The sequence below is a fragment of the Microbacterium ureisolvens genome, assembly GCF_019511645.1.
GTDB classification, from domain to species: Bacteria; Actinomycetota; Actinomycetes; order Actinomycetales; family Microbacteriaceae; genus Microbacterium; species Microbacterium ureisolvens_A.
Genome location: NZ_JAEUAX010000019.1, coordinates 1 through 13,004 on the forward strand (window position 1 = coordinate 1; position 13,004 = coordinate 13,004).

The 13,004-nt window shown below is 67.9% G+C and carries 12 protein-coding genes and 3 pseudogenes; 5 read left to right on the forward strand and 10 right to left on the reverse strand.

The features are described from left to right. The 7 genes and pseudogenes from JNB61_RS19095 to JNB61_RS19125 form a co-directional block, all read right to left on the reverse strand. Positions 1-424 (reverse strand): annotated as a pseudogene (locus JNB61_RS19095) (hypothetical protein); the annotation flags it as partial. Between the two features lie 2 nt (positions 425-426). Continuing rightward, the gene (locus JNB61_RS19100) at positions 427-2,037 is read right to left on the reverse strand and encodes a hypothetical protein (protein ID WP_220292561.1); all 1,611 of its coding nucleotides are present in this window, start codon (positions 2,035-2,037) and stop codon (positions 427-429) included. Continuing rightward, the gene (locus JNB61_RS19105; RefSeq protein WP_220292559.1) at positions 2,037-3,530 is read right to left on the reverse strand and encodes an SCO6880 family protein; all 1,494 of its coding nucleotides are present in this window, start codon (positions 3,528-3,530) and stop codon (positions 2,037-2,039) included. The genes JNB61_RS19100 and JNB61_RS19105 overlap by 1 nt, the downstream gene beginning before the upstream one ends. Beyond that, a complete protein-coding gene (locus tag JNB61_RS19110) occupies positions 3,527-4,996 on the reverse strand; it encodes a hypothetical protein (protein ID WP_220292557.1) in 1,470 nt (489 codons plus the stop codon). The genes JNB61_RS19105 and JNB61_RS19110 overlap by 4 nt, the downstream gene beginning before the upstream one ends. Further along, the gene (locus JNB61_RS19115; protein ID WP_220292556.1) at positions 4,996-5,292 is read right to left on the reverse strand and encodes a hypothetical protein; all 297 of its coding nucleotides are present in this window, start codon (positions 5,290-5,292) and stop codon (positions 4,996-4,998) included. The genes JNB61_RS19110 and JNB61_RS19115 overlap by 1 nt, the downstream gene beginning before the upstream one ends. A 21-nt stretch (positions 5,293-5,313) precedes the next feature. Further along, positions 5,314-5,925, reverse strand: a complete 612-nt coding sequence (locus JNB61_RS19120) for a M23 family metallopeptidase (protein ID WP_220292554.1) — start codon at positions 5,923-5,925, stop codon at positions 5,314-5,316. A 1-nt stretch (position 5,926) separates the two neighbouring features. Next, positions 5,927-6,658: a hypothetical protein gene (locus tag JNB61_RS19125; protein ID WP_220292551.1), complete on the reverse strand. Its 732-nt coding sequence runs from the start codon at positions 6,656-6,658 to the stop codon at positions 5,927-5,929. Positions 6,659-7,096: 438 nt separating this feature from the next. On the opposite strand from JNB61_RS19125, the gene JNB61_RS19130 reads away from it, so the two are divergent. From JNB61_RS19130 to JNB61_RS20230, 3 genes are all read left to right on the forward strand, one after another. Then, positions 7,097-7,366: a winged helix-turn-helix domain-containing protein gene (locus tag JNB61_RS19130; protein WP_220292549.1), complete on the forward strand. Its 270-nt coding sequence runs from the start codon at positions 7,097-7,099 to the stop codon at positions 7,364-7,366. A gap of 218 nt (positions 7,367-7,584) precedes the next feature. Then, entirely contained in the window at positions 7,585-7,935 is a 351-nt protein-coding gene (locus JNB61_RS20225; RefSeq protein WP_223214990.1) for a hypothetical protein, read from the forward strand. A gap of 30 nt (positions 7,936-7,965) precedes the next feature. Next, the gene (locus JNB61_RS20230; protein WP_308289247.1) at positions 7,966-8,916 is read left to right on the forward strand and encodes a type IV secretory system conjugative DNA transfer family protein; all 951 of its coding nucleotides are present in this window, start codon (positions 7,966-7,968) and stop codon (positions 8,914-8,916) included. A 151-nt stretch (positions 8,917-9,067) separates the two neighbouring features. Here JNB61_RS20230 and JNB61_RS19140 read toward each other — a convergent pair. Both JNB61_RS19140 and JNB61_RS19145 read right to left on the reverse strand, forming a co-directional pair. Then, positions 9,068-9,214 (reverse strand): annotated as a pseudogene (locus tag JNB61_RS19140) (DUF4913 domain-containing protein); the annotation flags it as partial. Between the two features lie 287 nt (positions 9,215-9,501). Continuing rightward, positions 9,502-9,996: pseudogene (locus JNB61_RS19145) on the reverse strand (ROK family protein); the annotation flags it as partial. Between the two features lie 440 nt (positions 9,997-10,436). Here JNB61_RS19145 and JNB61_RS19150 point away from each other — a divergent pair. After that, positions 10,437-11,201 (forward strand): CaiB/BaiF CoA transferase family protein, encoded by a 765-nt coding sequence (locus JNB61_RS19150; RefSeq protein ID WP_220292547.1) that lies wholly within the window; start codon positions 10,437-10,439, stop codon positions 11,199-11,201. Between the two features lie 73 nt (positions 11,202-11,274). Next, entirely contained in the window at positions 11,275-11,478 is a 204-nt protein-coding gene (locus JNB61_RS19155) for a hypothetical protein (RefSeq protein WP_220292545.1), read from the forward strand. 700 nt (positions 11,479-12,178) lie between these two features. Here JNB61_RS19155 and JNB61_RS19160 read toward each other — a convergent pair. Next, on the reverse strand, positions 12,179-12,955 hold the full coding sequence (locus JNB61_RS19160; RefSeq protein WP_220292544.1) for an SDR family NAD(P)-dependent oxidoreductase: 777 nt from the start codon (positions 12,953-12,955) through the stop codon (positions 12,179-12,181). Positions 12,956-13,004 lie beyond the last annotated feature (49 nt).

The following is a 13,004-nucleotide window of genomic DNA, read 5'->3' on the forward strand; positions in this document are numbered from 1 at the left end:
GGGTGAGGAAGGTGGGGCGGGTGGACTCCGCAGCCGGAGCGGAACCTGCGCGGAGAGCGTCCGGCTGCGAAGCCTGTTCCCTCACCTCCTCTCCACGTGTCGTCATGATGGTGTCGTCGATGTCCTGATACGGCCCCAACTCGAGGTCCTCGTCCTCACCGATCTCGGGCTCGGTTGTGGGGAGGAGGGTGAGGTCGCCGGTGGGGTCGACGAGCAGGTGGTGCTGGCCGCGGTCACCGGAGGTGACGAGCTCGACCGGGGTGCCGGTGCGGCGGGCCTCGTCGCTGGCCCGTCGGATCACGGCGTGCCGGATGTCCTCATCGGCGGTGGCGGTGACCGGTTCGGTGTGCCCGTCGGTTGCGATGAAGGTCGCGGTTGGGCCGGTGACGGTCGCGTAGGTGCGGGGGTGAGCGATGGTGGTCATGGTCACAGCTCCTCGGTCAGGTCGCGGGTCTCGGCGGTCAGCCAGCCATCCACGGTGTTGTCGGCGGTGTCGGTGGGTTGGGGCCAGTAGTCGTCGAGTGCGCCGGTGTCGATGACCCGGACGGTGGCGTCGTCCCGGTCTGCGGGGTTCACGGCGTCGTCGGTGGCGAACAGGTCGTACTCCCACGGCGTGGAGGTGGCGAAGCAGTCCACCAGGTAGGAGTACTGACCGACGTAGGCCAGGAACTCGCCCTTGCGCAGCTGCCGCGCCATTTCCACGTGCGGGGCGGGCAGGTTGAGCCGGGTGCGGAGCGCGGCTTGCTCTTGGTGGTTGATCCGGAAGATGAACTTGTTCTCGATGTCCCCCACGATCGAGTACGCGAGGGAGCGTTCCAGGGAGTCGGCGTCGCCGACGGCGTCGAGGTCGCCCATCTTGTGCAGGATGACGATGTTGCTGATCCCGTAGTGCCGGGACAGTTTCAGCCACTGCTGGAACATCCGCAGCGACGCCAACGAGGTCATGTCCCGCCACCCCTCCTCCCGCACCACGTACCGGGTGCGCCGCGCCGCGCGATCCGAGATCACGGCCTGGATCCATGCCGTGGAGCACACCTGGGTGAGCTGTGCGGCGAGGTCGCCGCGGGCGAAGAGTTCGCTGGTGTCGGTGACGACGATGGGGGCGTCCTGGTCGAACTCGACCGTGGACTCGTCCTCGAACAGCCCGCTCAGGTCGCCCTCGACGAAGCGGCGGAGCACGAATCGGGGCTGGATCGCGCCCTCGGCGGCCCGGAACGCGGCGTTCGTGTCGCCGGCGAGGTGGCCGAGCTCCTCGTACACGCCGCGGAGGGTGGGCCGGTCGCCGGTGCGGGCGATGCAGGACTCGAGGGCGTCGAGGATGGCGGCGTGCTCGACCGCGGTGAGCCGGTTGCCGAGGGTCATCTCGATGAGCGCGATGAGGGTGCCGATGCGGCGCTGCTTCACCATCTGCTCGTGCTGCTCATCCGAGGCCCCGGTGCGGCGTGGGCCGCGGTCGAGGGGGTTGAGGCGGGTGCCGGTGCCGCCGCCGAGCCGGATCACCCGACCGCCCGGGACCGCCTCCGCGACCGTCACCCATTCGCCCTTCGGGTCGGAGGGCACGACGACTTGGTGGCCGAAGGCGATGGAGCGGGTGACGAGGGTCTTCACGGTGGCGGATTTCCCGCCCCGGTAGGCGCCGAGCACGAGGATGTTGGTGGAGAAGGTGCCGCGTTCGGTGGCGTCGACGTACGCCTCCCATGGGGAGAAGTGCCAGAGGGCGTCGGCGTTCAGGTCGACACCGAGGATGGGTCCGCGGTGTCCCAGACCGGAGTCGGCGACGAACGGGTAGATGCCGGCGATGTGCTGCGACGTCGCCTGATGCGGCGGGATCCATGCCTTCGCCAGATTCCAGTACCCGCCCTGCGTGATCGCGGGCCCGATCGGCCCCGGCACCGCCGGCTCCGGCAGGTTCCGATCCCGCCGCGACGAACGCACCGGCTTCTCCGCCAGCTGAGCCTCGGCGATCTGTTTCTGTAGGTCGCGGCGTTCCTTGCGGGTGAGGCCGGTGGGGGTGAAGGTGGCGGCGTGGCGGGTCATCACTTCATCCCCAGCCCGACCGGGATCGCGTTCACCATCAGCGCTTCGGCCTGCTGGCAGTACAGGATCTGCGCCTCCATGCCCGCCCGCGACAGCGCGTTCCGCATGCCCGCGATGGCCTGGTCGAGGCGTTCCTCGTCGGGGGCGGTGACGGTGAGGTAGGCGCCGTATTGGAACTCGCCGTGCCCGTTGGCGATCTCCTGCTCCTGCTGCTCGAGCGCCTTCCAGTCCGCCGCATCCGCCGCCGACCCATCCGCCCCGCGCTTGGCGCGCAGCTTCTCGTTGCCGCGCCACACCTTCTTCTCATCCCGGATCCGCTTCAACGCCTTACTGACCGGGACGGGAGTGAGGACGATGGAGAAGATGTGGGTGATCGCCTCCCCGGTGTGCGGGTGACGGGCGAACACCACCGGGGCGAGAAACCCGACCGGGCTGTCGGAGCGGGGCCATTCGTGCACCCACATCGTGGTGTGCACCGCGGAGTCGGTGACCACGATCCCGTTGCGGCCCTTCGGCTCGTCCAGGTACATCGGGCCGATCGCGAGTGGGTCCACCCCGGTGAGCGTGTCGGGCCGGTTCTGCACGGTCGCGGCGAACTCAGGATCGAACGCCAACCGCCCCAGTGCCGCCACCTCGCGGGGCGACAGCCAGCGGCGCACTTTGATCTTCGCCGCCGACAGTGCGTCGGCGAGGTTGCCGGATTCGATCTGCGCGAGGGCGACGATCGCGTCCTTGCCGCCGCCGAGTGCCTTCAGCTGGGAGCCGAGGGTGACCAGGTCGAGGGTGAGGATGAGGTAGTTGCGGTGGGCGACCTCGAACTGTTCGGCGTGGTCCATCACGTCCTGGTAGTTGCGGGCCACCGGGGATTCCGGGTTCAGGTCTCGCACCCGCCGCACCGTCTCGTAATGCTCCCGGGCGGCGCGGATCGTGGTGGGCAGGGTGCGTTCCTGCAGCGTCACTCGCTTCACTCCGGGCCGTTGTGTGAATGGGCCGAGCACCCGGTCGAATTGCTCGGCGAGGTCGAATCGTTCCGGCAGGTCGTGCATCAGGAAGCCCTGCACCTCGAGCTCCGCAATCACACTCACGGAGCGATCGTGCGGGTTGTACGCGGCGGCCGTGCGGTTGCCGTCCCATAGTTGGATCGACGCCCGGGTGCCGGGCAGGTTCAGCGTCCCGGTCAGCCGGGGCTGTTCCGGGCGGAACGTCTGGGTGGTGGCGCCGGCGGTGTGTCGGACCTGCTTCATCAGCCACAGTCCCGCCATCCGCGGGGTGGAGACGCCGTGGATGCTGGTGACCGCGGTGATCCCGAACAGCAGATACAGTGGCGCACCGTAGAGCAGACCGAGCGGCCCGAACCGGTTCACGAAAATCAACACGACCAGGGCGGCGGCGGTGAGGAAGGCGATCTGCCACCCGTCCATGCCCATGACGACGCCCTGCCGAGACCGGCGCGGCAACCGCACCGGACGAAGATACTCGGGTGTGGTGCTCATGACGGGCTCCCCTCAGAGCGAGGCGGTTGCGGTGACGGTGACGGTGACGGTGACGACGACGGCCGTGGGGACGCGGACCCTGTCGAGGACGGGCTCGAAGGACGACCACCACCCGGCGCCGGGGTGCGGGCCTGCGCGGGGGCGGTCGCACCGCGGGGCGCGTTCGTCGGCCCCGACCGCGGGGACGTCGGCTTCGCCGCCGGTCCGCTCGACGACGGTCCGGTGCCGGAGGGGCGGACGCCGGAGGGGAGGCCGCCGAGGCGGGTGGGGATGGCCGCGACCCCGCGTGCGCCGTTCGCGGCCATCCGGCCACCGTGGGAGCCGAGCCGGGAGCCGATGCTGTCGGCGGCGACCGCGCCGGTGAAGCTGAACAGCCCGAAGATCGCGAACGGCGCGAACGCGACTAGCACCAAACCGATCAGCAGCGGCCACGACTGCGGGTTCCAGATCGTCTTCACCGACGCCAGTCCCTGGACGATGAGCGTGACGAATCCGATCGTGAGCGGCGCGGTCAGCAGCAGCACCATCACCGCGGAGAGGTATCCGACGACCCACTGCGGGCCGATGCGCCGCACCGGGAACAGCATCCACGCGACCGGGCCCACCATGATCAGCGCGGCGAGCGCGATGTTGCGGAATGCGAACACCAGCATCAGTAAGAACATCCCGAGCATCAGCAGCCCGTGGATCAGGAACGCGAAGAAGTAATTCGCCTGCCCGCCCGCCCACATCACCGACTGCAACGTCGAGTACAGCGACGGCGGCCCGTCCCCGTTGAGGATGTACCAGGTCATGTCATCGACCGCGTTCAACAGATGCCCGGTCAGCCAGAACGTGAGCGGCACCGCTGGGATCGCGATGAACGAGCGGACCAGCGCGCCGACCAGCTCGTCTCGGTCGCCGGAGACGACGGCGGCGGCGATCGCCCACACCATCGCCCCGAACGTGATGATCAGGATCGCCCACTGCCAGAACGACCACTGATCCACCGCCGCCGACCACAACAACGTCGACGTATCGAACCGCATATTGTCCGCCACCAGAAACATCACCCCGGTCGCCGTCAAAGCCATCCCCCGGCCCGCGTTCTCGAACGTCAGGCACACCGCGTCGCCGAGACTGCACCCGTACTTCACGAGTAGAGGCGTGCCACCCGCGCTTTGCAGTGCCTGGGCGTGCCCATCGAAGGTTGTGCACACCGTCGTCGACATCCCTTGGTACAGCACACCCATGAAGCACTGCTGTTCGGTGACCTCGCCCGGATCGGTCGGGGTGCAACTCACCTGTCCACCGGCGCTCTGGCAGGCAACCGGAAAGGCGGGAGCTGACCAGGATTCGCCGGCCACCGTGTTCATGGACACCGGCGCCGAGGCCTCGACGGGGCTTGCATGTGCGGCGGTGCCTGATCCGAGCATGATCGCGAGGCCTATGACGAGGCCGAGCCGGAGCAGCCAGCGGATGTTCATCAGAAGCCGAAGTCGAAGTTCACGAACCAGGCGAACAGGCCGGATGCGGCGCCCAGCACGGCGGCGGCGATGAAGATCCACAGGATGTTCTCGCCCGCCCAGGTGCGCACGCGGTCGTTCGCGAGGCCGCGGAATGCGAGCGCCGCGCCGGCAATGATCAGCATGATGAGCACCACGAGCATCGCCCCGGCGAGAATGTAGGACGCGATGACTTGGAAGCCTTGGAAGAACGGTGCCGAGAAGTCAGGTTGAATGTCGGGAACGTCGACATCCGCCGGGACGATGTGGGTTCGCATGGGGGTGCTCCTTGCTGGTTGCTACTTCAGGGGGAGGCCGAGGCCGGCCATGAACGGTTCCGGAGCTACCGGAGTTCCGGACTTCTGAACTTCGAAATGCAGATGGCAGCCGAACGACTGGCCGGTGTTGCCCTCCGCCCCCAGCGGTGTCCCTGCGGCGATCTGGTCGCCGACGGAGACGCGGAGTGATCCCCATTGCATGTGCCCGTAGAGCGTGACGAGTTCCCCGCCGTGATCGATCCGCACGGTGTTGCCGTAGCCCTGCCACGAACCCGCGGTGATGACGCGGCCGGGACCGGCGGCATAGATGGTGGCGCCGCAGCCCTGGGCCATGTCGTAGCCCTGGTGGTTCGTGGAGCAGTAGCCGCACCCCTGCACGGGGTTGTAGCCGAACCCGCGCCCCTTCGAATACCCGCCGCTCAACGGGAAACCCCATTCCCCGCTCGCAACCGGTATGGCTTCGACCTTCGTCGGCACCGAGCTCGCGGCGCTGCCGGCGACCGCGAACGGGATCGACACCAGCGGTGTCAGCGCCAGTGCGGCGACGAGCGCGACGACGACCAGCGCCCCTGCCAGGATCTTTCGGCCAGTCCTCGAGTTGAGGGCTGCGGCGGCGATCACCGGGGCTGCCATGTCAGGGCTCCAACGGCTCCGTGAAGTAGCGGACCACCTTGCAATCGCCCGCCCGCTGCGCGGAATCCGGCGTTGGCACCGACCCGGGACCGCACAGCACCTGCACGCTCACCCGCACCTGCTCCTCATACGACGTCTCCCCGCCGCTGCCATCCGACCGGGTGAACGTCAACGTCACATCCGACGTGCCGATCGACATGTCACCCGACGCGTCATCCGTCACCGGCACATAGACGGGCTCACCCGTGGCCGTGGCGACGACCCGGCCATCCTCATTCGCCAGTGAGTCCCACTCCTCCTGAGGCAGCACCACCCCCTGGCGTAGCTCGAGTTGCGCGGCTCTCAGGCGGTCGGCTCGATCCGCTTCGGCGTATCGGGTGTCGGGAGTGAACCAACTGTCGAGATAGCCGAGCCACTCCTTGCGCGTGCTCTTCTGCGTGTCGAAAGTCGCGGCTGCTTCGAGGGCGGCTCGGATGTACACCTCCCGATCCGTCGTGATCGGCTCCGGGAGCCAGCCGTGATCGATGACCGACGCGTCGACGACGTCACCCGCCGGTGGCTCCCCGGTCGACGGCGAGGCAGTCGGCTGGGGTGCGGCGCTCTCGGTCGGAGCTGGTGCGGATTGCGCAAGCAGCGAACTGACAACGATCGCCACGATCCCGGCGATGAGAACCAGACCGCCGACGATGGCCCACACGAGTCCGCGGCGTCCTGACGTCTGGTTCGTCGTCACCGGTCAGCCCTCCTGGTCTTTCAGGACGGCAACCGTGCGCATACGGGACGCGCTGGGGGACGGTCGCCGTGCACGCAGTCTACGCACGAGCCCGTCCAGTCTGGACTCCAGAATCGGAAGGTTGTGGAGAACTATCGCGACCGACGTGACTGGGGAGGAGGCGCCGAGATTGAGCGCGGGCAGGCCGGATCTTAGACCTTCAACGCCGTAGAGGTCTGTCCACCGTTCGGGGGACATGCCGCGTCCCCTGGCGGCCAGAGCGGGCCAACTGGGTGCGACGGTTCCGAACATGGTCCACACGGTATAGCAAGATGGTCCAAGAGTACACAACTAAATGGGATGGTGTCCTGGACTCGCCACTCCCGCGTGCGACACACTTGGATCATGCCCCGTCTAGCGCAACCGGCCGGCTCTGAGGACGCTGAAGAGCCTGTCGCCTTGCTCGGAAACCTTGTCAAGGCTTCGATCCTCCGCTACGTGAGGGCCAATCCCGAGACCACGATGAAGCCCATCTGCGATGCGCTTGCACTCGGCCCCACCACCATCCATCCGCGTCTGGTTGAACTCGAGAGCGCCGGCCTCATCATCGCCGACCCGCCCATGGCTGACGGGCAGCCGCGCGGGGGCGTGTGGGTGAGGTACCGGGTCAACAATGAAGCCGTCACCGACCTGTATCTCCGGCTCGGGGCGGCGATTGGGGAGTTCTGAGGCGCAACCGTGAGGTGCGGGCGTCCTCGGGCGGATCGCGTAGAGCTCTGTCTGTATTCTCGCGGGGCTGTGGCTGTGCCGATCCACCCGGCTGGCACGGGTTCATTCCCGACGACCCTGCCCAGGCGGCGTTTCACTCGGGAAGTTGGGCGGCCGTCTTCTCGGCCGTGGCGATCGCGCGAACTCGACGGCGCCGCACGGCCGTCGATTCGGCCGCGATGCACATGGGCACGGGCAAGCAGCTGCGCTCACTGTCGGCGGCAGGTGCCCGTCAGACCGCCCAGCGGCTCGGAGTGCGGAACTGGGTACGGGTGCTCATCGGCATCACGGTCGCAGGCCGCCAAAAGATCTACGCCTCCCCGGAGGACATGATCACGCTCATCGCCGGCCCACGTGTCGGCAAGTCGACCGTGTACGTCATCCCCGCCATCGCCGACGCTCCCGGCGCCGTCCTCACCACCAGGAACATACGCGACGTGCTCGACGCGACCCGACAGCTCCGCGCCACCAAGGGGCGGGTGTGGGCCTTCGACCCGCAGAGCATCGCGCTCGAGCAGCCCACCTGGTAGTGGAACCCGCTCAGCTACGTCACCGGCGATGTGAAGGCCGCGAAGCTCGCAGCGCATTTCGCGTCCGGCTCCCGTGCGGGCGACAGTCGCGGGGATGCGTACTTCGACGACGCGGGCCAGGACCTTCTCGCAGGCTTCTTCCTCGCCGCGGCTCTCGAGAACCGGACGATCACGCAGGCGTCTACCTGGACCACCACCCCGGGCGACGACGAGCCGGTGCGCATCCTTCGGCGCCATGGCTACGACCAGATGGCCGATGCGGTGTCGGGACAGGTCAACGGCGAGTCCCGCCGCCGCGACAGCGTGTATCGCACGGCCGTCCAGATGGCGTCGTGCTTGAAGGTTCGCGCGATCGCCGAGTGGGTGACCCCGCACGGCGGCGCCCAGGATCCGCGGCCGCAGTTCGACCCGCACGCGTTCGTGCGCAGCACGGACACGCTGTACAGCTTCTCCAAGGAGGGGCGCGCCACCGCCGGGCCGCTGGTCACGGCACTCACCGCGGCGGCCGTGGAAGCTGCCGAAGAGTACGCCACCACGCAACCTGGAGGCCGGCTGCAGACGCCCCTGCTGGGCGTCCTGGATGAGGCGGCGAACGTCTGTCGCTGGCACGATCTCCCCGACCTGTACAGCCATTACGGCTCCCGCGGGATCGTGCTGATGACGATCCTGCAGTCCTGGTCGCAAGGCGTGCAGGTGTGGGGCCGCGACGGAATGCGGAAGATGTGGAGCGCGTCGAACGTCGCCGTCTACGGCGGGGGAGTGAAGGAGCCGGAGTTCCTGGGCGAGCTGTCGCAGATGATCGGCGACTACGACCGCCGCACCACGTCGACCAGCGTCGGCCGCGGCTCCCGATCCACCTCGCACGGGACCCAGCGTGAGCGGACCTTGGACGTCGCCGACCTGGGCGCGCTGCCTCGCGGCCGCGCCGTGGTGTTCGCCTCGGCGCACCGGCCACCCTTGTCGAAACGGTGCCGTGGATGAGCGGCCCGCATGCGGCCGAGCTGCGCGCCTCGATCGCCGCACACGATCCGTCCCACGCGGTTGTGGCTCCGGCGGCATCATCGCCGGTCGTTGCCTCCGAGAGCCTGACCGTCGAGTCCGCGCGAGCGGAGGCGGAAGCGTGAGTGATTCCTCCTCGTCGCAGGTGTTCCCAGGACCGCCACAATCCTTCAAAACGCGCGACGGCCTCGGGGTGTCGCCACCAGTCCCCTGCCCAGCGGTAGCGTGCGTTGCCGCCGCCGACGGGGCGGGTGTACATGTAGCGGAGGTACTCGCGCACGGGCGAACGGCCCGTCGGGACTCAGCAGGATCGTCATGTGGTGGTCCGCGTGGGCGACCGACGGCTCTGCTTCCGACTAGAAGTTACACGCTTTGGTTAGATTTCGTAAGAAGTTCCTTGATGGGACGACTGCCCGGCCACCACAACGTCGGAGATCTCCACCAGGTCGGAGCGGAGGCTCTGAATCCTCCGACGAGGCGAGGATCTCCGACGCTGCGGTGCGCGGGTGCGGGTGCGCGGGTGCGCGGGTGCGGGGGTGCGGCGGTGCGCCGGCCCGCCCCGAGGTGTCAGCCGGCGAGGGAGTGGAAGGCCTCGGGCGACAGGGCGTGCTCGATCGCCAGCATCCCGGCCCCGATCACCGCGGCGGTCTCGGCCGCGGCCGACGGAACGATCGCGAGGTGCTCGGTGGCCAGCGGCATGGATCGCGTGTAGACCACCTCGCGCACGCCCGCGATGAGGTGCTCGCCCACACGTGACATGGAGCCGCCGACCGCGATGACCGACGGGTTCATGAGGCTGACGCAGGCGGTCATCACCTCGCCGATGTCGCGCCCCGCCTGGCGCACCGCCCGGATCGCGTCGAGGTTGCCCCGCTGCACCAGCGTGACGACGTCGTCGCCGCTCTCGGCGGCCACCCCCTGCGCCCGCAGCGCGCGCGCGATGGCCGGCCCGGACGCGATGGCTTCGAGGCATCCCTGGTTGCCGCAATGGCAGGGCACTGACGAGCCCCGGGCGACCCGCACGTGGCCGATGTCGCCGGCGACGCCCTGGGAGCCGCGCTCCGCCTAGGGCGACAGCGACCTCCAGCTCGAAGTCATGCGGTTCGCTGATGGTCGGGCCGAGGGTGTTGCCGGGGCCGAGATCATTTTCGGATTGGCGAAGTAGAACTTCGGAGCCTGGTACACCGGCGCTGGACGCTTCAAGAGTGTTTGCGAGACCGCACAACGTCGCCAGTAGAGGGTTCGAGGGGCCGCCGTCATCTCTTCAGCCCGTGGCACAGCCCGCCTCGATGAGTTGTACGTGGTTCTATGTGATTCCGGCTTGATAGGCGAGCGGCTCCTGCGAGAATCCACCCTCCTGACGAAGCCGCCGAGGAGCGGCTGCGCGGCGGCCTTCCGGCGGGTGGCCTCAGCGCGCCGCGTTGCGAGTGGAGTCCCGCTCTCGGTAGACGAGGCCGAAGGACTCGCAGATCGCTTCGGACCGCTTATCCGGTCCGGTCTCGATGAGCGAGATAAGCAACGTGATGATGACCGCCGGGCTCCCCGGCGACCCGCCTGTCCGCTTCGGCGTCCCGATTGCTGACCTTGCCGCTCCGCTGTACGCCGTCATCGGCACCCTGGCTGCCGTTGTGCAGACGGACCGCACCGGAGTGGGCCAGCACGTGGACGTCTCGATGCTCGGCACGCTGACCTCCCTGGTGGCCAGCGAGCCGTTCGACGCGCTCGAGGAAGTGGGCATTCCGCTTCGCACGGGCCAGACCGTGCCGCGGCTCGCACCGTTCGGTCTGTTCGAAGCGAAGGACGGATGGGTTGCTGTCTGCGCCCCGACCGATGCTTTGGCCAATACGGTGCTCGCTGCTATCGAGCGCCTGGATCTGGCCGAGGATCCCCGGTTTTCCCGCCGTGACCAGCGCGTCGCCAACGCGGAGGAACTGCACGAGCTCATCGCGGAGTGGACGGCTGGCCGGACCGTCGAAGAAGCGCTCGTCTCCTTCAAGACTCATGGCGTCCCGGCTGGCCCCGTTCGTAAGACCGCTGACGCCGTGCGCGACCCGCGTGTGCTTGCTCGTGGTGAAGTCGTACCGCTCGAGCACCCCGTCCACGGCGTGCAGCGAGATGTCTACGGCGCCGGCGTCCCGATCTTGATGTCGGGGAGTGACACCTCGCTGGACCGGCCTGCGCCGTACCTGGGCGAGCACACCGCGACGGTGCTGAAGAACTTCCTCGGGTATACGCCCGAGGAGATCGCTGAGGTTTCCGGGCGCTGAGCGTCTAGTCCCATCGATGCGTGCACTTTCGCGACGAACCTACGCATCTGACAGGCCAAGCGCAAATGTCGGGATGAAGGTCGAGGATGCGCTGCGCGACCGCCACGAAGACCGCTTCGACGTCGTCGGGCTGGAGGACAGCCGTCTCCTCGACGCCAACGCACTCAGCGCCCACTACCTCGAGCGGATCCGCGCCATCGAACTGATCGCGAAGGACGCCGGCCACTCCGTCCCGACGCTCACGCTGTCCTGGGTGCTCCGCAACCCGGCGGTGTGACCTCAGCCGTCATCTGCGCATCGCGCACGGTGCAAATCGATGAGGCGATCGTGGCCGAGCCGCTCCAGCTCGACGACGCTCTCGCCGCTCGCTGGTGACGTACGGCCCGAGCAAGGCGGAACGACTTGCCGAGGCGCCCTCGGCGCCTCATTGAGCCTCGTCGGCTTGAGGACCAAGCGTCGTCGGCTCGAGGCCGCGCACCCTGACGTCCCCCTCCACGCCCTGAACGGGCAACCCTGACCCCGGCGTCCGAGCCCGCCAATCTTCCCGGCCGCTCGCGCACTCCGCGCCCATGGCTCCAAGAGCCAGCGACGGCGTTGCAGGTCAATCGAGGGTTCTTGCCATGGACATCAGTGATCGAGCTCGGCTGTAGTCGTCGATCGTGGGGGTTCGTCGCCGCCTTCGCCCTGGCGTCATTCATTGTTCGCGGTGGTCGGCACCCCTGTCCGTCACCGAGGGAGCTCAAGCCTCCACTCATCTCGGCGCGCGGGGGCGGCGAGATCGTCAGCACAATCAAATGGCGAGTGACGCGTGGCAGGTCGAAACGACGCGGAATGCCCTGCAGCGACGCGCATAGGAAGCCACAGATGATGGAAAGGCTCAAAAAGAAAGAAGGCCGCGTCCGTTGCCGGCCGGGAACTCGGCCACCGCGTCCAGCCTGCATGCACTGGCGGGACCGGACCTGCGATTTCCGCCGCTGTCACACCGCGGTGTAGCCGCCATCGACGGCGAGGATGGATCCGGTGACGTAGGTCGCTGCGCGCGAGGCGAGGAAGGCGTACGGTGCGGCGATCTCGTCGACGCTTGCGCGCCGGCCCAGTGGTGTGAAGGTGTTGATTCGAGCGTCTGACTCTGGCGCATCATGAGCGGTGACGCTCTCCATAATGTTGGATACATATCCCGGGGCTACGGCGTTGACCCGAATACCCACAGGCGCCCATTCCGCTGCAAGCGTGCGTACGAGCTGATTTACGCCGCCCTTGCTGGCGGCATAGGGGGCGAGCGTGGGAATGCCAACACTGCCGGCGATCGACGAGGTGATAGTAATGGACCCTTGCTGGTCTCGAGCGATCCAGTGCCGCGCTGCGGCCTGCGCGGGAAGAAAGCTCCCGCGCAGATTGACGCCGATGACATGGTCCCAGTCGGCGGCGGTATAGTCGACGGCCGGTTTGATGATGTCGATGCCAGCGTTTGCCACAATATGGTCGAGGCGTCCAAGGTGATCGACAGCGGCGGAAACCAGCTCTGAGGCGAACCCCTCGTCGGAAACGTCTCCCGCGAGCGCGGCGACAGAATGCTCGCCGAACTCTCCCTTCAGCCTTGCCGCCGCCGCAGTGGTCTCCTCAACACTGAGCCCATTGATGAGAACGGCCGCCCCTCGCGACAGCAGCGTCCTCGCAATCGCGAACCCGATCCCGCGTGAGGCTCCGGTTATGACGGTTGACAACCCGTCGAGCGCGAAGATGTCGTCGTTCATCGTTCCTCCTGTTAGCGGCTGAGTGGTCAGGTCCGGGCAAACACACACC